This window comes from Pseudomonas sp. S2_C11, assembly GCF_054668395.1.
Genome location: NZ_CP162765.1, coordinates 951,424 through 969,807, shown reverse-complemented (window position 1 = coordinate 969,807; position 18,384 = coordinate 951,424). Strand labels below are relative to the sequence as shown.

Sequence of the window (18,384 nt, the reverse complement as noted above, 5' to 3'; positions counted from 1 at the left end):
GAGTCAGAGGTCGCGCCGGCATTTGAGGGCCGGCGCGGATAAATTCGCGGCGATTATGGCGGGGTTGTGGTCGGGAATCGAGGGGCTGCGCATGAAAGTAAACGCGACATCAAGGCAGTTGCAGTGCAACCCCGCCCGGATGTTGTTTGACGATTGTGTACGGCAGAACGCTCCAGTCGACGAATCCGCAGACCGCCGCGACGTGGGGAAATGATGGCTTGAGCTTGATGCCCAGTTCCGTGAAGTGCCAACCGGGAAATTGCCAGGGATAACTCTCGTCGTAGTTGCAGTCGTTTTCGCCTTCGGGGGTAACGGTCATTTCACTGGAGTAGAGTTTCAGCAACTGCGCGACCAGCCAAGGTGCCAGTTCCTCACTGCGGTAGTTAGACCAGGAATCAGACGAGCCGGACGCCTCCCCGCCGAAGTCGCCCTCTCGTTGGAAATGCAATGGCTTGCCCTGCCCCACCCACAAAACATCATCAAGGGTCAGGAGTCTGCCTGTTTTAGTGTCGAAGTTGAGCGCATCCTGGCTTTGATCCGGATAGGCACCGCCGCAGAAATAATCTGATGAAATCAGAACACTCATCACTCTTGACGACATCCACAGTGGTTGGCTCGACTGCGCGTAACTGCCTGAACATCCATAAGACGACAATACCTCGCTCCACAAACGCGCCATCAATTGTTGGTTGATGCGTCGACGCTCTTCAAGGGAATAACCCGAGACCACTTCAAACAGAGAAGTGCCTGTCTTCGGCTCGCTCCACCACTGCAGCGTGTAGCCCATGAAGGTGTCGATGTTGCCTTTTTTGAGTGTGACGCCCTGCAGCCGCAGGTATTCATAAGGGTACTTGTCGTGAAGTGTGGTGAAAAATGGCAAGGCATCATCCGCTACATCGGGGATGACGGCTGGCTGTAACTCGATCTTCAGGCTTTTCCCAGTGGTGCTCGTCCACTCACCATACCAACCATCAGTTGTCGGCTGCAGACGCAAGGTCGGGCGTGAGTCGTCCATCCGCGAGCCTTCTTCCAGCACAAGCGTTTCCCCGTCCAGAGCACCGTCGAGTGGTAGATCCTTGCGGTACTTCTTGTAAAAGTAACGTCCCTCTCCGGTACGAGGATTTATTTCGAGGACGATTGACGATTTACCCAACGTGCCGGTGAACAACTGCGCGCCGGTCTCGGCCCAAGTTGCCGTCGAGACAAAAGAACCCGTTAGAAGAAAAACAGCAAAAAGACGTAACAGTCCTCGGTACATCACTTCATCCTTGAATAAGCGAGCAACTGCCCGCGAAAGTAGCTGCGGATTATGGCGAGCTTGCGCGCTGGAATCGAGCGCCGTCGCGCTCAGCTCAAGCACATGCTGATCATCACCACCATAAGTAAACCGATGTACACGCGCGCATGCACCCGATCCGGTATCCGCCCTATCCACGGCGCAGCCAATCTGATCCCGAGCAACGAACCAACCGTCAGCAGCGCAAACGCCAGCACATCGACATACCCGATATACCAAATCCCCAGATCAGACTCAGTGAACCCGGCCAGCGCCATGTACGTCAGTGTGCCGGCCAACGCCACCGGCACGCTGAGCGGATTGGCCATGGAGGTCGCTTGAGACATGCTCAGCCCGCAACGGCGCAGCAGCGGCACGGTCATGACGCTTCCTCCTACACCTAGGAAGGTCGCGATGGCGCCGATGCCTACACCGCCGGCGGATGTTTCCGTCGTGGTCAGTCGCCGTGGGAATGTGGTTTGGGACTGTGTGAGAAATCCTCGGCGCAGCAGGCAATCGACGATGGTCACGCCCAGGTAGGCGATGAAGGCGTAGCGGATCACTTGGCCGCTGACCCACATCGCAGCGATGGCGCCGACGACCGCGCCCACGCCGATAACCCCGGCCAATGGCCAGAGGTATTCTCGGAGCAGATTGCCAGCGCGTTGGTGTTTGCGTGTGGCGATCAGGGCGTTGACGACCATCACGCAGGTCGAGGTGGCCACGGCGATGTGCATGGCCGATTGCGCGATGGGGTCGTCGGCTGCGTGGCTGGCGGTGAGCATGCGATAGAGCAGCGGCACGATGACGAAGCCGCCGCCGAAACCGAAGAGCACGGTGCTGATGCCGGTGAGGCAGCCGAACAATGTAAGCAGGAGGTAGAACATGGTGAGCGTCCAGAACTGGGAGCCGTGACATTAGTGCGGCAGGCATTGGCCGGCTTCAGTAGTTGGGCCAATAATGTTCGCGTTTACGCCAATCGCTGGAACACGCCTGATGCGCAACATTTCGATCAATCAACTTGATGACACGCCTCGCCCGGTCGTGGCCATCGGTACCGATTATTCCCACGGCCACCTACTCCCGTTTCATACGCATCGCCGTGGGCAATTGCTCTATGGCGCCACCGGCGTGATGCAGGTCAGCACTCGGAACGGTAATTGGGTGGTGCCGCCCCAGCGCGCGGTGTGGATTCCGCCGGGCGTCGCCCATGAGGTGTTGATGCTCGGGGTGAGCACGCGCAGCCTTTACATCGAACCGGGCAACGTGGAATTGGGGCCGGACTGCCAAGTGCTCAATGTGTCGCCGCTGCTGCGGCATTTGCTGATGGAAGCGGTGGACGTGCCACTGATGTACGACCAGGCCGGACGCGACGGCGTGCTTATCAACTTGCTGTTGCATGAACTGGCACGCAGCGCGCCCCTTGCCCTACACATTCCCATGCCCGCCGAAGGAAAGCTCCTCAGTCTGTGTCAGACCTTTCTGAACATGCCCAACACCCATCAATCCCCGCAGGATTGGGCCGATCAGTTACACATAAGCTTGCGTACCTTTAACAGATTGTTTCGGCAGCAGACCGGGCTCAGCTTTCGTCAGTGGCGCCAGCAGGCGTGCGTCGTGCAGGCGTTGGCACGGTTGGCGGCGGGGGAAGCGGTGACGCGGATTGCCCTGGACTTCGGCTACGAGAGCCCGGCGGCGTTTTCGACGATGTTTCGGCGAGTGCTGGGACAGGCACCGTCCGTCTGGTTGGAGCCGACGAACTAGGCAAACTCGAAAAATGCATTTGATCCCGGCCGAAAACAACTGTACAAAAACACAGTATATTTTCAATCAGCACTTTTGAGCCCGGAGCACACCATGGCCTCTCTTGCGATGAACCACGTCCTCGAACGCATTGCCCTTTTCCAGTTCACCCCGACCCACTGCGTCCAGGCCCGCGCCATGCTGGGCTGGAGCATTGAACAACTGTCGCGCGAGGCCGAGGTTGCGGTGGCAGATATCCAGCGGTTCGAAGCGCAGCAGGACGTGGCGGACGCCGCAAGACTGGCACTGGCTTATCGGTTCGAAGCGCAAGGGTTGGTGTTTTTTCCGGGGTTCGCACCGGGGCGCAGTGTCAGGGCGCAGGCTATGGCGGGGGAATCGGTGGGGCGTGGGGATTTTGCGATGGCCGAATAAGGAGCGCTAAGGATGGACATCGAAAGAAGCACGGGCAACGTCTACGCAGATTTGGGACTGCAGGGTGCAGATGAAATGCTGATCAAATCGGGATATGCGACAAAAATGGCCGCGTTGATCAAGACTGCCAACCTGAACGAATCTGAAGCGGCGCAAATTACTGGCATCACCTTGGAAACACTAAGTCAGATACTTCGTGGAAAATTCAGGGATTTGTCAGTCGCTACGATGGAGGATTACCACCGGCGAATGAAGGAAATAGGAATCTGATTCATCCGGTTCGCACCGAGGCGAACCGGATGAAATCGTCAGGCGTTCTGCACTAGCGCCTCCCCCTCCTCTTCAACCGCCATCCACCACGCACTCCCCCGTTGTGGATGCGCAATGTTGAACGCCTCCCCCATCCGCGGTGTGGTAATCGCAATACTGCGTTCCCATGCAAGCGCAAGGATGCGGTCAAAAGGTTCGTGCCAGGCGTGCATGGCCAGGTCGAAGGTGCCGTTGTGGATCGGGAAGAGCCAGCGGCCCTTGAGGTCGATGTGGGCTTGCAGGGTTTCTTCCGGTTGCATGTGCACGTGGGGCCATTCGACGTTGTAGGCGCCGGTTTCCATCAGGGTCAGATCGAACGGGCCGTATTGTTCGCCGATGCGTTTGAAGCCGTCGAAGTAACCGCTGTCGCCGCTGAAAAAGATTCGTGTGTCGGCGTCGATCATCACCCACGACGCCCACAGCGTGCTGTTGCCGTCGAACAGGCCACGGCCGGAGAAGTGCTGCGAAGGGGTGGCGACGAAACGGATACCGGCGATTTCGGTGCCCTGCCACCAGTCGTACTGGCGCACCTTGCTGGCGTCGATACCCCATTTGATCAGGGTGTCGCCCACGCCCAGCGGGGTCAGGAAGTGCGTGGTTTTGTTGGCGAGTTTGAGTACCGCTTCGTAGTCGAGATGGTCGTAATGATTGTGGGAGAGGATCACCGCTTCGATCGGTGGCAACTCGTCAATGCTGATCGGCGGTTGGTGGAAGCGTTTCGGGCCAGCCCATTGCACTGGCGAGGCGCGCTCGGCGAAGACCGGGTCGGTGATCCAGAATTTGTCGCGCATCTTCAACAACAGCGTCGAGTGCCCCAAGCGGTAAACGCTGTGATTGGGCGCTGCGAGCAGATCTTCACGGGTCAGCGGCTGCACAGGAATGGCGGCGCTCGGACGGGTGTCGCGCGGTTTGTGGAAAATCATGTTCCACATGATCCGCAGCATTTTGCGTACCCCTTCGCGCTGCACCGGCGCATGATTGCGAAACAGCCCTTGATCCTGGCGCGAGGCCTCAGGCGTGGGAGTGTTATCCGGGAGTGAGACTGGATTGGCCATGACTGAACGACTCCGAAAAACCGTGTGCTGCACGGTATTCCACGGGAAATGAAAATGGCCAAGCTGCACGCAAAGGCCAAACGCTCTGGTTTGTAAGGTGCGAGGATTAACGCAACATTACACTGAGCGGTGTAGTTTCTAGGTTGCATCAAAGCCGACGCCAAGTAAACTGCCGAGTGTAATTTCATTCCTCTCTGCCGAAGCCCGCTCATGACCGCTCCACAACGCCTCACTGACCGCAAACGCGAAGCCATCATCCAGGCGGCGATCGCCGAATTCCGTGCCCACGGTTTCGAAATCACCAGCATGGACAAGATCGCCGCTACGGCCGACGTGTCGAAGCGTACGGTGTACAACCACTTTCCCAGCAAGGAAGAGCTGTTCGCCGAGATCCTCAATCAGTTGTGGGCGCGGATCATTGCCGAGCCATCGGTGAGCTACAACCGCGAGCAACCACTGCATGAGCAGCTGCGCCTGATGCTGCGAGAAAAAGTGCAGATGATGGCTGACGAGAATTTTCTCACCCTCGCCCGGGTAGCGATTGCCGCAACCATTCATTCCCCCGAACGTGCACAGAACATGATCGAGCGCATGGGCGAGCGCGAGGAAGGCTTGACCGTCTGGATACGCGCGGCGCAAGCCGACGGTCGGCTCAAAGCGGTGGATCCGGAATTTGCCGCGCATCAAGTGCAAGGTTTGCTCAAGGCATTCGCGTTCTGGCCGCAGATCTCGCTGGGTCGCGCGGCCCTTGATCCAGACGCGCAGAATGCAGTTGCCGAGTCGGCGCTGGAGATGTTCCTGGCACTGTATCAGCGGTGAATCACCGGCTCGTCGAGCCGCGTACAACTAATTTCGCAAAAAGTTATACAACCTCGCGAAAAATTCCTTTCTTGTACAACTTTATTAAGTTTTGTATAAGTAGCCATCTGCCAGTAACGGAACGTTGGCATTGAGCAGTCACCACCGAATGCCGCCTGTGCATTTCGGTTTGCCGGCGCAGGAATAGGGACTGAATCCTTTAGATTTCCCCCACTTCCCGAGTACCGCAAGCATGTTTTTCAATCGCCAGAAAGCCGCCCTCGCTGAACTGCAACACACCGTTTTTGACCAAGCTGCAATGCTCGAAGCGATCGACCGTTCGATGGCGGTGATCGAGTTCGATCTTGATGGCGTGGTGTTGCGTGCCAATGACAATTTCCTCAAGACCATGGGTTACACGGCTGCCCAGGCGATTGGCCAGCCGCACCGGCATTTCTGCACACCTGAGTTCGGTCGCAGTGCCCAATACACTGAGCTGTGGTCGCGCCTGAAAAACGGTCAGTTCCAGTCCGGCACCTTTGAACGGGTCGACAGCAAGGGCCAGCCGATCTGGCTGGAGGCCAGTTACAACCCGATCAAGGATGCGTCGGGACGGGTGATCAAAGTGGTCAAGTACGCGATGGATGTCACCGCCAAGGTGCAGCAGGAGAACGAGGCCAACGCCAAGCTGCAGGCGATTGATCGCGCGATGGCGGTGATCGAGTTCGATCTCGACGGCAACATTCTTACCGCCAACCAGAATTTTCTCACGCGCATGGGTTACAGCCTCGCAGAGCTCAAGGGCCAGCATCACCGCTTGTTCTGCACCCCGGCGCTGGTCAACAGCGGCGCCTATCAGGATTTCTGGCGGCGCCTGAATCAGGGCGAGTTCTTCCACGGACAGTTCGAGCGCGTGGATAAGCGCGGTCAGATCGTCTGGCTGGAGGCCAATTACAACCCGGTGTACGACGCTTCGGGGCGCTTATACAAAGTCGTGAAGTTCGCGTCTGACGTCACCGCCCGTGTCGAGCAACACGAGCAGGACGCGCGCAGTGCCAGCACCGCTTACCACATCTCGGTAGCAACGCGAAAAGTCGCCGAGCAAGGTACGCAAGTGATTCAACAGGCTGCCAGCGAAATGCGCGAAATCGCCGAGGACATCAGCCAGTCCTCAACGCTGATCGCACAACTGGGCGACCGCTCCGAGCAGATCACCGCCATCGTCAACACCATCCGCGCGATCGCCGATCAGACTAATCTGCTTGCCCTCAACGCGGCCATCGAGGCGGCACGCGCCGGTGAACAGGGTCGCGGGTTTGCCGTGGTCGCCGATGAAGTGCGGCAACTGGCAGCGCGCACCAGCGGCTCTACTGCCGAGATCTCGAACATGATCAGTCTGATCCAGAGTGAAACGCGGCAAGCGATCAAAAGCATGCAAGGCACCCGCGACCGCGCCGCAGAAGGCGTGGAATTGGCCAATCAGGCCGGCACGGTGATTCTGCAGATTCGCGACGGAGCCAGTGAGGCGGTGGATGCGGTGAGCATGTTTGCCAATGAGCGGGTGCCAAATTGAGGTTTGTGCAGGGTCGATAGAACGAGTCGCGACCTTCGTGGGCAGCCCGCGAAGGTCGGCCGCCACAACGCAGAGCTATAGTGACGACACGTCCCAAGCCCCGCCGAGTGCCCCATGAATAACGAAAAACCCGAAGTATCCAACGCCCCGATCGATCACCTGCGCTTCCACCGCCCCCACGCCCACCTGAATACGACCTTCGGCAACGATGCCTTCGCCCTGCGCGCCGAAGCCTTTGCGCGGTTCTTCGGCACGCCGCTGTTCCTTGGAGCGCAAACCTTGATCGTTGCGGTATGGATCGGCCTCAACGTATGGGGCGTGACTCAATTCGACGTTTACCCGTTCATCCTGCTGAACCTGGCCTTCAGCCTGCAGGCGGCCTACGCCGCGCCATTGATCCTGCTTGCACAAACCCGTCAGGCCGCGCGCGACAAAGCGCAGGCCGACGCCGATGCGCAGCACCGCGAAGCTCTGGCATTGGCCAATACCGAACGTCAGGCAGAGGCGGCGAAGAATTCCGCGCAATTGCTGGCATTGCTGGAACAAAACACCCGCCTCACCGAAATGACGAAAACCCTCACCGAGCGCATCGAAAGCCTGACCAGCGAGTTGCACGCTCACGTGTGCCAGAACTAAGGCCGCCTTCGCGAGCAGGCTCGCTCCCACATTGGATCTGTGCGTTCACGAAATCCCTGTGGGAGCGAGCCTGCTCGCGAAGAGGCCCGCAACCACACAGCAAAACCTCAACCGCGCACCAGACTCCGCACCGCAACAATCTCCGGCACTTCAACCTTGCTCATGTAAACCCGTAAGGGTTCGGTGATGTTGATGCGGTCGTCGATGTGTTGATCGAGCAGCAACTGAATCAACTCGCGCTTGAGCGTCATGGTGGTTTCCGACGCCCTCGCCCAGACGAATTCACTGGCCGGGATGATGCCGTCGTCGGCCACGTCCATGCCGAACGAATCTTCGCTGAAGCGCACGATGTATTGGCCGGTCTTGCGGTTGAGGCCAACGAAGCCTTTGAGGTCGTCGGCGGCCTGGCAGATGAGTTGGGAGGTGATGCGCATGGTAAACCTCACGAAAGATGATGATGGTTTACACGCAGGGCAATGTAGCGGCGCGCCCTCTGCCGGGGCATATGCCGTGGGCAAGCGTACTGCAAACAGCGCCACAAAAGTGCAGGAAATTTCCGTTTTGCTCGCTTTATGTCGGTCTGGCGATAGCCCTGCGGCGCGTCAATTGTTAAAAGGTACGTCTCGAAAAAAACCTGCGAAAGGAACTCGACCATGCCTGCCACTTTTACCCGAAGCGCTCTGGTGCTGAGTCTGTTGTTCGGCCTCGGTCAGGCGCATGCCGCCAGCCACCCCGAGCCCAAGGCAATCGCTGCCGCCCATGGCATTCCGCATCCGGCGGTGATTGCCCACCGTGGCGCGTCGTACGATGCCCCGGAATCCACCGCTGCGGCCTACAAACTGGCCCGTGACCTCGGCGCCGATTATCTGGAAATGGATTTGCAGCGCAGCAAGGACGGCGTGCTCTTCGCCCTGCACGACGACAACCTGCAACGCACCACCGACGTCGCCAGCAAATTCCCCGAGCGCAAGGACAGCCCGGCCACCGCGTTCACCATGGCCGAACTGAAAACCCTCGATGCCGGCAGCTGGTTCAACACCAAATACCCTGACCGCGCACGCCCGTCCTACGCCGGGCTGAAAATTCTTACCCTCGATGAAATCATCGACATCGCCCGCGCCAACCCGCAGCACAAGCCGGGCCTGTACATCGAAACCAAAGAGCCGCAGCTGTTTCCCGGCATCGAACATGACCTGAAGGAAAAACTGCAGGATCGCGGCTGGCTCAGTCCGGCCGGCTCGAAACTGGCGAAAAGTGCGTTGGGCGTCGGTCAGGGCAAAGGCAAGGTGATCCTGCAGACCTTCGATAAGAACAGCCTGCAATTGCTGGAAAAGGAAATGCCGCAAGTGCCGAAGATCCTGCTGTTGTGGGTCGGCGAAGGCAGCATCGAGCCGAAATCCGCCGTGACGTTTGCCGCGTCCGGCGAGAAAGACAAAAACGTTTTCTACGGCAAGCAGGAGCCAAAATCCGAAGCGGAATTCAAGCAATGGGTCGATTACGCCAAGGCCCAGGGCGCGATCGGCACCGGCCCTTCGGCGAAGCTGACTCATGGTGGTGATCAGAGCTATTCCGACCTGGTGCAACCGTGGATGAATCAGTACACCCACGATCAGGGCATGCTGGTGCACGTTTATACGGTCGACGAGGCGGTGGACTACGAGAAAGTCATGGCGGCGGGTGTCGACGGCATCTTTACCAACCGCGCCAGTGAACTGTTGAAGTTTTATAAGCGTCCGGCGGCTGGCAGCATTGACGATGTTTTGAAGAAGAACGGTTTCTGACTTGTTATCGAGTCGCCTGCTTCACGATCAGGCTCGCTCCCGGAAAGAGCAGTTTTATCGCGGAGCAGAGATTTAAGGGTGAATTAAGTTGCGCTGGTTAATCTGAACCCACTTACACAGATCAACCACTTCAACGCACTGCCAAGGAATGAACCGATGAAAACTTTGACTGCCCTGTTTACCGCCGCTGCCCTGACCCTCACCGCTGGCCTGGCTCAGGCTGATGTTCGCATCGACCAGATCCCGCAACTGGTCAAGGACGGCAAGATCAAGTCGCTGGAATCGATGAACGCCGAAGCACTGAAACTGCACCCGGGCGCAACGATTACCGACACCGACCTGGATAACCACTTCAATGGTTATGAGTATGAAGTTGAACTTAAAACTGCTGACGGCAAAGAGTTCGACGTGGACTTTGATGCCACCACCGGTAAAGTGCTGAGCGACAAGCAAGACACTTGATAGACCGCTGTTAAAGAGCCGCACGATTTAACGATCGTGCGGCTTTTTTGTGGTTGCGGATTGAGGCGCAAACTTTGTGTGGTCTGTGAAATCGATCCCCCTCACCCCAGCCCTCTCCCCCAAGGGGGCGAGGGGGAAAGGGAGCAGATCGGGGAAATTTCGGAGCCTGAGTTCGCCTCAAAATTAAAAAGCCATCACAAACGACTACCAGCCTGAGTACGCCTCGGCATTTCAGGTCGGCGAATCTCGAACAATCAACACGGTCAGTCCCCTCTCCCCTCTGGGAGAGGGTTAGGGTGAGGGGCTGACAAACCGCCAGCCAAAATCAGGCACTGAGCCGCGCCGTCACCTCATTCAACTGCCCCGACAACCCATGCAAATTCTGACTGGCACTTTCGGTGCGCTGCACGTTGTCCAGGTTGGTGCTGGCAATCGCGGTGATTTCAGTCAGGTTGCGCGAGATATCCTCGGCCACTGAAGTCTGCTCTTCTGCCGCTGTGGCGATCTGACGGTTCATGTCGCGAATCGCCTCCACCGCCAAGGTGATGCGCTCCAGCATCGCGCCGGCCTGGGTGACTTGCTCGACACTTTCATCACTGCGCGCCTGGCCGCTCTCGATAGCCTGCGCGGCATCGACAGCGCCGGTCTGCACGTTCTGAATGATCTGGTTGATCTCGATGATCGACTCCGCCGTGCGCTGAGCGAGGTTGCGCACCTCATCGGCGACGACGGCAAAACCGCGCCCGGCCTCACCCGCCCGCGCCGCTTCGATGGCCGCGTTGAGCGCCAGCAGGTTGGTCTGTTCGGCAATGCCACGAATCACTTCCAGCACCTTGCCGATACGACCGCTGTCGGCTTCCAGTCGACGGATCACCGTGGCGGTGTTGGCGATTTCGCCGCGCATCTGCGTGATGGAATGGATGGTGGTCTGCATGACCTTTTCACCCTGCTGCGCCGACTGATCGGCATCGTCCGCAGCACGCGCGGCATCGGCGGCGTGACGGGCGACTTCCTGCGCCGTGGCGGACATTTCATTCATCGCCGTGGCCACTTGATCCGTGCGGTTGAATTGCTCGCTGGTGCCGCCGGCCATGGTCGTGGCAATGGCGTTCAACTCGCCGCTGGCGCTGTCCAGATCACCGGCGCTGCGTTGCAAGCGAGTGAAGGTGTCCGCCAGAAAATCGCGCAGAGTGTTCGCTGCGGCGGCGAGGTTGCCCAGCTCATCGCGACGCTCGCTGACAACACGTTCAGCCAACTGGCCACGGCTCAAGCGGGTGACGTAATCGATGAGGTTGCGGATCGGTTCGATCAGGTTGCGGCTGACCAGCCACAGGCTCAGCAGACCGATCAACAAGCCTGACGCGAGCATCACCAACAGCCCCAGCCACACGGTGCGCTCAGCGCTGGCACTGATCAACGCCGATTGCGCGGTGCCCTGCTCGCGCAGTTCGGCAACCAATGCACTCATCTGCTCGCTGGTGGCGCGGTCGACGCCTTTGACAGCTGCGTCGCCAGCGCTCGGATCACCACCGGCAGCCACGTAGGCATCGCGGCCTTTCTGGTAGGCAGTACCCAACTGGCGATGCTCGTCGCGCAAGCGTTCGATGCGGGATTTGAGATTGGCCTCGATGCCTTTTTGGCTGGCGAGTTCGCCGAGAATGTTCTGCACGTCGCGCTGACGCTCTTCGAACTGGCTCCAGTATTTCGCCAGATCCGCTGGTTGCTTGCCGCGCAGCAGAACGTTTTTCCACTCTTGCACCTGCACCTTGAATTGCAGGTTGGCTTCATCGATCAGTTGCGAAGTGTGCAGCGGGCCGGCGATCAACTGGCTGTAGCTTTGCACGCCGTTGGAGAGGAAATGAAAGCAGGCCAGAGCGATCAACAGCATCGCCAGCAGACTGCCGCTCAACAGGGCGAGAATTTGCGCTCTCAGGGATTTTTGCAGCATTGCAAGGTACTCGAAGCAGGGATGAGGCACGCCCGAACGGACGTGAAAAATGGCCGGACTTCCCTGTCGACGTACCATGACCAAGGCCAATGGCGCGCAACCTAACTCACCTGTGATCGGCATGCCAGAGCCTTCCTTGAGAAACTTCCGACAGCCGGTAACGCTTTGATTTGCAGTCACTTTGCTGTCACAAAACGGTCATGTGAGCTTGCGATGATGCCGCTCCGGTGGACCTGAAAATCCTGCCCCAGACACCCTCCTCGCAGCGAGCCGCCATGAACCACAGCCTCGATATCAGCCATCGCGACCCGGACCTGTTTGGCTTGCTCTACGGCTTTCGTTTTCTGCCCGGGGAGCGCGGGCGCGAGATCGATTCGGCGACGGCGTTGCGCTGTTTGCAGGATGACGGTGAGAGCGATGAATTTCTCTGGCTGCACCTGAACCTGGCCCACGCCGCGTGCGAGCGCTGGATGAAAAGTCATCTGCAATTGCCCGAGGAATTTTTCGAGGCGTTGCACGAAGGTTCGCGTTCGACACGCATCGAGCATGTCGATTCGGCGCTGCTGGCGGTGGTCAACGATGTGGTGTTCAACCTCAGCAGCATGGTCTCCTCCGACGTGTCGACGCTGTGGGTCTGCGTGCGCAGCAAACTGATCGTCAGCGCGCGCCTGCAACCGCTGCATTCGGTAGATAAATTGCGCTCGTCGGTAAAGGCCGGCGAGTGCTTTCGCTCGCCCTCGGAATTGCTCGTGCATCTGCTGCGCGATCAAGGTGAGGTGCTGACGCAGATCGTGCGCAAGACCAGCCTGAGTGTCGATCAGGTCGAAGACGAATTGCTGTCTTCACGCCTGTCGACCAACCGCGCCGAACTTGGCGCCAACCGTCGCGTGCTGGTGCGACTGCAACGGCTGCTGGCGTTGGAGCCGGGGTCGTTGCTGCGCCTGCTCAACCGCCCGCCGCCATGGTTGCAGAAGGAGGACGTCAAGGAGTTGCGCAAATCCACCGAGGAGTTTGCGCTGATCATCAACGACCTCACCGCCCTCGGCGAACGCATCAAACTGTTGCAGGAAGAAATCGCCACCAACCTCAACGAACAAAGCAACCGCACGCTGTTCACCCTGACGGTGGTGACGGTGCTGGCCTTGCCGATCAACATCATTGCCGGTTTTTTCGGCATGAATGTCGGCGGTGTGCCGCTGTCCCAGGACCCGCACGGGTTTTGGGTGCTGGTCGCGTTGGTGGCGACGTTCACCGTGATTGCCGGGCGCTGGGCGTTTCGCAAGCGTGGGGATTATTGAGCGCAAAACGCAATGCCACCGTAGGGCAAATGTGGGAGCGAGCCTGCTCGCGAAGTCGGTGTGTCAGATAAATCAATGTTGAATGACATGGCGCTTTCGCGAGCAGGCTCGCTCCCACAGTTCGGGCCAAGGTGAGAAGTCAGAGCGTCGAACGAACGACATCGCCGAGCCAATCCATAAACACCCGCACCCGCAGCGGCAAATGCCGTTGCCGTGCGTACAGCAAGGAAATCGCCATCGGCGGTGCGGTGTGTTGCGGCAGTACGGTCACCAGTTCGCCATTTTCCAGATGCGGCTGCATGCCGGTGCGCGGGACCTGCGTCAGGCCGAAGCCGCCAAGGCACGCCGCTTCATAGGCGTCGGTGCTGTTGACCGTGACACTGCCGGCCATCGCCACGCGCCGCACTTCGCCACCCTCCTCATAGACAAACCCTTCCGAACGCGAGCCCAGTACGCCGACGTAATGCACCAGTCGATGCTGCGCCAGATCCTCGATCGTTTGCGGCACGCCGTAACGTTGCAGGTAAGCCGGGCTGGCGCAATTGACCATCGGGAAGTCGCCGAGATGCCGGGCGACCACCGACTGATCCGGCTGCGCGCCGATGCGTAACACGCAGTCAAAACCCTCGCTCAGCAGATCGACACGGCGGTCGGTGCTGCTGATTTCCATCTGCAGATTCGGGTGGCGATCCATGAATTCCGGCAGGCGCGGCAGGATCAGCCGTCGCGCGAGGATGTTCGGCATATCGACGCGGATGCGTCCGGTCAGCGAAGCCTCGTCCTGACGAAACAGCCCTTCGATCTCATCCATGTGCGAAAGCAAGTCTTTGCTGCGCTCATACAGCACCAGTCCATCCTGAGTGGCCTGCACCTTGCGCGTGGTGCGCTGCAACAGCCGCGTGCCGAGCAAGGCTTCGAGCGCCTGCACCTGTTCGGACACCGTGGAGCGCGGCAGGCCGAGGCTTTCACCGGCGAGAGTGAAACTCGACAGTTCGCTGACCCGAACGAAGGTGCGCAGCAGTTCCAGTTTGTTCATGACAAGCCCCGGTGATTGTTCGGCTGAGCCGATCAGTGATTCCGCTTTTGCCGTGTTTATCACCTCAGGGCGGATAAATAAACTTCTTCCATCCCCACTCAACGCAATCGAGGAAGTCCGCATGAATCGCAAAATCGCACTGATCACCGGCGCCAGTCGTGGCCTGGGCCGCAGCGCCGCCCTGCACCTCGCCGCGCAAGGCATCGACATCATCGGCACCTACAACAGCCGCGCCGACGAGGCGCAAACTCTGGTCAGCGAATTACAGGCACGCGGCGCGAACGCGGCGATGCTGCAACTGGACGTCGGCCGCAGCGAAAACTTCGCCGCGTTTGCCGAGCAGGTTGAACAAGCACTGGAACAGACTTTTCAGCGCCAGCGCTTTGACTTCCTTATCAACAACGCCGGGGTCGGCGTGCATGCGCTGTTCAGCGAGACCACCCCTGAGCAGTTCGATCTGCTGATGAACGTGCAGTTGAAAGGACCGTTCTTCCTGACTCAGCAACTGCTGCCGCTGATCAATGACGGTGGGCGCATCGTCAATATCTCCAGCGGCCTGACCCGCTTCAGCCTGCCCGGTTACGGCGCTTATGCGGCAATGAAAGGTGCGATGGAAGTGCTGACGCGTTATCAGGCGAAAGAGTTGGGTGCGCGGCAGATTGGCGTGAACGTTCTGGCGCCGGGTGCGATTGAAACCGACTTCGGCGGTGGCACGGTGCGCGATAACAGCGCGGTCAACGCGATGGTTGCCAGCAACACTGCGCTGGGTCGCGTCGGCCAACCAGATGATATTGGCGGTGCACTGGCGCTGCTGCTGTCAGAGGGTGGACAGTGGATCAATGGTCAGCGGGTCGAGGCGTCTGGCGGCATGTTTCTCTGACTTTGTGCCCGATGACTCACCTTTGTGGTGAGGGAATTTATCCCCTCACCACAGGTTTACCTCAGCTTTCACATGCGCGGCGGGTCATGAAGCGCTCGCGCAGGACGTCATAACCCCAGTGGTAGACGTAGGTGTACGGCAGGAAGAACAGCAGCACGCCAATGTCGAGCAACAACGCCTGCCACAGGCTGACCGACAGCCACCAGGCTATCAGCGGCACGCCCATCACGATCAGTCCACCTTCGAACAACAGCGCATGCACTACACGGACCCAGGCGTTGTGCGGCAGATTCATCCGCGCCAGAGCACGGTCGAAAAAACGGTTGAACACCACGTTCCACGCCAGTGCCAATATCGCAATCAGCACGGTGACCGCGCCCATGTCGAGCAGCGGTTTTTGCATGATCCAAGCGAGCAGCGGTGTGCAGATGAGGATGGCAAGAAACTCGAAACCAACAGCCTGGAAAACACGTTCGGTGAGCGACTTGTGGGCGGTCATGGCCTGACTCCTTGTTTGACGATGGTTGCCATGATCCAACTGAATACCGATACTTCATAACCAATAACCATCGACCAAGGCGATAGTTCATGGCTTCGCAGGAAGTGCTGTTGGCATTTGTCCAGGCAGCGACGCAGGGCTCGTTCTCAGCGGCGGCGCGCAAGTTGGGGCGCAGTCAGTCGACCATCAGCGCGGCAGTGGCAAGCCTGGAGATCGATCTGGATCTGCAGCTGTTCGACCGCAGCAGCCGCAAGCCCACGCTCACCCCCGCCGGCCACGTGATGCTGCAGAAAGCCGAGGCGATTCTGGCCGCCACCAGTCGCTTGGAGATGAGCGCGCGGCAATTGGCCCAAGGTGTGGAACCGAAACTGACCGTGGCGATTTCCGACACTTATCAGTCCTATCGTTTCGAGGCGGCGCTGGTGGATTTCGAGCAGCGTTATCCGGAGCTTGAGCTGGAATGCCTGATTGCCGAATGCGAAGACCTGATCGAACTGGTCCAGCGCGGCCGGGCGCATTTGGCCTTCGCGGAAATGCAAGACAACTACCCGCCGGATCTGGTCACCTCGACCGTGGCCGAGCGCACGGAGATTGCCCTGTTCGTCAGCCGTGAGCATCCATTGGCGAAACTGGAGCATGTCGATCAGCAGATCCTCGAGCAACATCGCGAGTTGCGTCTGGCGACCATCGTCAATCCGTATGACAGCCGTGGCAAAGGCCGGGTGTGGTCGGCGCCGAGTTATCTGATGCTGCTGGAAATGGCTGAAAAGGGTTTTGGCTGGGCACCGTTGCCACGGTGGCTGGTGCAGCGTTATGCCAATGATTTGCTGATAGAGCTCGACGTGCGCGGCTGGCCGAAACCGGTGTTTGTCGACGCCTTGTGGTCGCGCTTGTATCCGCCGGGGCCGGCGGGGAGTTGGTTGCTTAGCAAGATGCTCGAATAAGCGGTGCTGCCATTCGCGAGCAGGCTCGCTCCCACACTTGAAATGCGCTCACCTGTGGGAGCGAGCCTGCTCGCGAAAGGGCCAGCCGCACCGACGCAGCTTCCAGATCAACCCAGGTCCCTCAGTCGCCCCTCGATAAACCGCCGCTCCGGCTCCTGCCGCGTCAGCTCCAGCGCCCGCTGATACGCTGCCCGCGCCTCCTCCACTCGGCCCAACTGCCGGCAAAACTCCGCCCGAGCCGAATGCGCCAAGTGGTAATCCGGCAACTCGCCCCGCGCCAGAATCCCTTCGATCACCAACAACCCGGCCAACGCCCCATCCCTCTTGGCCACCGCCACCGCGCGGTTCAGCTCGATCACCGGCGACGGCACCGCGCGCAGCAACACGTCGTACAGACCGACAATCTGCTGCCAGTCCGTTTCCGCCGCCGACGGCGCTTCCGCATGCACCGCTGCAATCGCCGCTTGCAGACAATATGGCCCGAAACGTTGTGTACTCAGGGCGCGCTCGACCAGCGCGCAGCCTTCAGCCATCAACCCGGCATTCCACAGCGAGCGATCCTGATCGTCGAGCAATACCAGTTCACCGCTCGGCGAAGTGCGCGCCGGTCGACGTGATTCGTGCAGCAGCATCAGCGCCAGCAGACCCATGACTTCCGGCTCAGGCAGCAACTCCATCAACAAGCGCCCGAGGCGAATCGCTTCGCGCGTCAGGTCCTCGCGGGTCAGCTCAGTGCCGACCGATGCCGAATAACCCTCGTTGAACACCAGATAAATCACCCGCAACACGCTGTCGAGGCGCTCGGGCAATTCGTTCAGCGTGGGTACTTGATAAGGGATTTTCGCGTCGCGGATCTTGGCTTTGGCGCGGACGATACGCTGGGCAATCGCCGCCGGCGCCGAGAGAAAAGCACGGGCGATTTCCTCGGTGGTGAGGTCGCAGACTTCGCGCAAGGTCAGCGGCACCTGCGCATCCGCCGCCAGTGCCGGGTGGCAGCAGGTGAAGATCAGCCGCAAGCGATCGTCTTCCACGTCTTCGCCACTCCAGTCAGCCTGTTCCAGCTCATCGAGTTGTGCCAGCAGCAACGGTTGCGACGCCTTGAACCGCGCGCGCCGGCGCAGCACATCGATCGCTTTGAAACGTCCGGTCGAGACCAGCCAGGTGCGCGGGTTGTCCGGCACGCCGTCGCGCTGCCAGCGCTCGACCGCGACGAAGAACGCCTCGTGCAAGGCTTCTTCGGCGAGGTCGAAATCACCGAGCAGGCGGATCAGCGTGGCCAGAATCCGCCGCGAATCCTCGCGGTAGACCTGCTCGACCCGCGCCCTGACGTCAGACATTCAACTGCCGCACCGGGCGCACTTCAACGCTGCCCACCCGCGCTGCCGGAATATTGCCGGCGACCTGGATGGCTTCGTTGAGATCCTTGGCATCGATCAGGTAGAAACCGGCCAGTTGCTCCTTGGTTTCAGCGAAAGGCCCATCGGTGATCGACAACTTGCCGTTGCGCATCCGTACCGTAGTTGCGGTCTCTACCGACTCCAGCGCTTCGGCGGCGATCATCCGCCCGCTGCCCTGAATCGACTCGGCGTAGGCCCAGCATTCGGCGTCCTCCGGGCTGTCGGGCGAGGTGTGCAGCAGGCGTTCATCGCTGTAGACCAGGCATAGATATTTCATGGCGATCTCCTGATTCGAACGGATCAACTATGGCTGAAGA

At 59.5% G+C, this 18,384-nt stretch carries 20 protein-coding genes; 11 read left to right on the top strand and 9 right to left on the bottom strand.

Annotation, left to right across the window (positions count from 1 at the left end):
• Positions 1-109 precede the first annotated feature (109 nt).
• Complete coding sequence (locus AB4N48_RS04525; protein WP_460094872.1) at positions 110-1,360, bottom strand: hypothetical protein; 1,251 nt, start codon at positions 1,358-1,360, stop codon at positions 110-112.
• Entirely contained in the window at positions 1,348-2,163 is an 816-nt protein-coding gene (locus AB4N48_RS04520; protein ID WP_460094870.1) for a sulfite exporter TauE/SafE family protein, read from the bottom strand. The genes AB4N48_RS04525 and AB4N48_RS04520 overlap by 13 nt, the downstream gene beginning before the upstream one ends.
• 109 nt (positions 2,164-2,272) lie before the next feature.
• Between AB4N48_RS04520 and AB4N48_RS04515 the strand changes: the two genes are divergently transcribed.
• The 3 genes from AB4N48_RS04515 (at position 2,273) to AB4N48_RS04505 (ending at position 3,721) form a co-directional block, all read left to right on the top strand.
• On the top strand, positions 2,273-3,040 hold the full coding sequence (locus AB4N48_RS04515; protein WP_122507661.1) for an AraC family transcriptional regulator: 768 nt from the start codon (positions 2,273-2,275) through the stop codon (positions 3,038-3,040).
• A 93-nt stretch (positions 3,041-3,133) separates the two neighbouring features.
• Positions 3,134-3,451 carry a helix-turn-helix domain-containing protein gene (locus tag AB4N48_RS04510; RefSeq protein ID WP_122507662.1) on the top strand — a complete coding sequence of 106 codons (318 nt, stop codon included), beginning with the start codon at positions 3,134-3,136 and terminating at the stop codon, positions 3,449-3,451.
• A 12-nt stretch (positions 3,452-3,463) separates the two neighbouring features.
• Positions 3,464-3,721: a helix-turn-helix domain-containing protein gene (locus AB4N48_RS04505; RefSeq protein ID WP_024014028.1), complete on the top strand. Its 258-nt coding sequence runs from the start codon at positions 3,464-3,466 to the stop codon at positions 3,719-3,721.
• 38 nt (positions 3,722-3,759) lie between these two features.
• Here the strand turns inward: AB4N48_RS04505 and AB4N48_RS04500 are convergent, their stop codons facing one another.
• Positions 3,760-4,815: an MBL fold metallo-hydrolase gene (locus AB4N48_RS04500; RefSeq protein ID WP_460094869.1), complete on the bottom strand. Its 1,056-nt coding sequence runs from the start codon at positions 4,813-4,815 to the stop codon at positions 3,760-3,762.
• Between the two features lie 210 nt (positions 4,816-5,025).
• On the opposite strand from AB4N48_RS04500, the gene AB4N48_RS04495 reads away from it, so the two are divergent.
• The 3 genes from AB4N48_RS04495 to AB4N48_RS04485 all read left to right on the top strand — a co-directional run bounded on the left by AB4N48_RS04495 (position 5,026) and on the right by AB4N48_RS04485 (position 7,822).
• On the top strand, positions 5,026-5,634 hold the full coding sequence (locus AB4N48_RS04495; protein ID WP_460094868.1) for a TetR/AcrR family transcriptional regulator: 609 nt from the start codon (positions 5,026-5,028) through the stop codon (positions 5,632-5,634).
• A gap of 232 nt (positions 5,635-5,866) precedes the next feature.
• Positions 5,867-7,186: a methyl-accepting chemotaxis protein gene (locus tag AB4N48_RS04490; protein WP_252884716.1), complete on the top strand. Its 1,320-nt coding sequence runs from the start codon at positions 5,867-5,869 to the stop codon at positions 7,184-7,186.
• A gap of 114 nt (positions 7,187-7,300) precedes the next feature.
• Complete coding sequence (locus AB4N48_RS04485; protein ID WP_150743480.1) at positions 7,301-7,822, top strand: DUF1003 domain-containing protein; 522 nt, start codon at positions 7,301-7,303, stop codon at positions 7,820-7,822.
• Positions 7,823-7,929: 107 nt separating this feature from the next.
• On the opposite strand, the gene AB4N48_RS04480 is transcribed toward AB4N48_RS04485, so the two are convergent.
• On the bottom strand, positions 7,930-8,256 hold the full coding sequence (locus AB4N48_RS04480) for a DUF2025 family protein (RefSeq protein ID WP_056788026.1): 327 nt from the start codon (positions 8,254-8,256) through the stop codon (positions 7,930-7,932).
• Positions 8,257-8,475: 219 nt separating this feature from the next.
• Here AB4N48_RS04480 and AB4N48_RS04475 point away from each other — a divergent pair, with 219 nt between their 5' ends.
• Positions 8,476-9,603, top strand: coding sequence for a glycerophosphodiester phosphodiesterase (locus tag AB4N48_RS04475; RefSeq protein WP_460094867.1), 1,128 nt, complete (start codon positions 8,476-8,478; stop codon positions 9,601-9,603).
• Positions 9,604-9,759: 156 nt separating this feature from the next.
• Positions 9,760-10,065: a PepSY domain-containing protein gene (locus tag AB4N48_RS04470; RefSeq protein ID WP_016773566.1), complete on the top strand. Its 306-nt coding sequence runs from the start codon at positions 9,760-9,762 to the stop codon at positions 10,063-10,065.
• A gap of 325 nt (positions 10,066-10,390) precedes the next feature.
• Here the strand turns inward: AB4N48_RS04470 and AB4N48_RS04465 are convergent, their stop codons facing one another.
• Positions 10,391-12,013: a methyl-accepting chemotaxis protein gene (locus tag AB4N48_RS04465; RefSeq protein ID WP_460094866.1), complete on the bottom strand. Its 1,623-nt coding sequence runs from the start codon at positions 12,011-12,013 to the stop codon at positions 10,391-10,393.
• 275 nt (positions 12,014-12,288) lie between these two features.
• Here AB4N48_RS04465 and AB4N48_RS04460 point away from each other — a divergent pair, with 275 nt between their 5' ends.
• Entirely contained in the window at positions 12,289-13,311 is a 1,023-nt protein-coding gene (locus tag AB4N48_RS04460) for a transporter (RefSeq protein WP_460094865.1), read from the top strand.
• 139 nt (positions 13,312-13,450) lie between these two features.
• On the opposite strand, the gene AB4N48_RS04455 is transcribed toward AB4N48_RS04460, so the two are convergent.
• Complete coding sequence (locus tag AB4N48_RS04455; protein WP_095181506.1) at positions 13,451-14,347, bottom strand: LysR family transcriptional regulator; 897 nt, start codon at positions 14,345-14,347, stop codon at positions 13,451-13,453.
• Between the two features lie 121 nt (positions 14,348-14,468).
• On the opposite strand from AB4N48_RS04455, the gene AB4N48_RS04450 reads away from it, so the two are divergent.
• The gene (locus AB4N48_RS04450; protein ID WP_252876767.1) at positions 14,469-15,227 is read left to right on the top strand and encodes an SDR family NAD(P)-dependent oxidoreductase; all 759 of its coding nucleotides are present in this window, start codon (positions 14,469-14,471) and stop codon (positions 15,225-15,227) included.
• 61 nt (positions 15,228-15,288) lie between these two features.
• On the opposite strand, the gene AB4N48_RS04445 is transcribed toward AB4N48_RS04450, so the two are convergent.
• Positions 15,289-15,726 (bottom strand): multidrug/biocide efflux PACE transporter, encoded by a 438-nt coding sequence (locus AB4N48_RS04445; RefSeq protein WP_460094864.1) that lies wholly within the window; start codon positions 15,724-15,726, stop codon positions 15,289-15,291.
• Positions 15,727-15,815: 89 nt separating this feature from the next.
• Between AB4N48_RS04445 and AB4N48_RS04440 the strand changes: the two genes are divergently transcribed.
• Positions 15,816-16,670, top strand: coding sequence for a LysR family transcriptional regulator (locus AB4N48_RS04440; protein WP_076563901.1), 855 nt, complete (start codon positions 15,816-15,818; stop codon positions 16,668-16,670).
• Positions 16,671-16,777: 107 nt separating this feature from the next.
• On the opposite strand, the gene AB4N48_RS04435 is transcribed toward AB4N48_RS04440, so the two are convergent.
• Together AB4N48_RS04435 and AB4N48_RS04430 are read right to left on the bottom strand one after the other, a co-directional pair.
• A complete protein-coding gene (locus tag AB4N48_RS04435) occupies positions 16,778-18,007 on the bottom strand; it encodes an RNA polymerase sigma factor (protein WP_460094863.1) in 1,230 nt (409 codons plus the stop codon).
• A complete protein-coding gene (locus tag AB4N48_RS04430) occupies positions 18,000-18,344 on the bottom strand; it encodes a YciI family protein (protein WP_024014039.1) in 345 nt (114 codons plus the stop codon). The genes AB4N48_RS04435 and AB4N48_RS04430 overlap by 8 nt, the downstream gene beginning before the upstream one ends.
• Positions 18,345-18,384 lie beyond the last annotated feature (40 nt).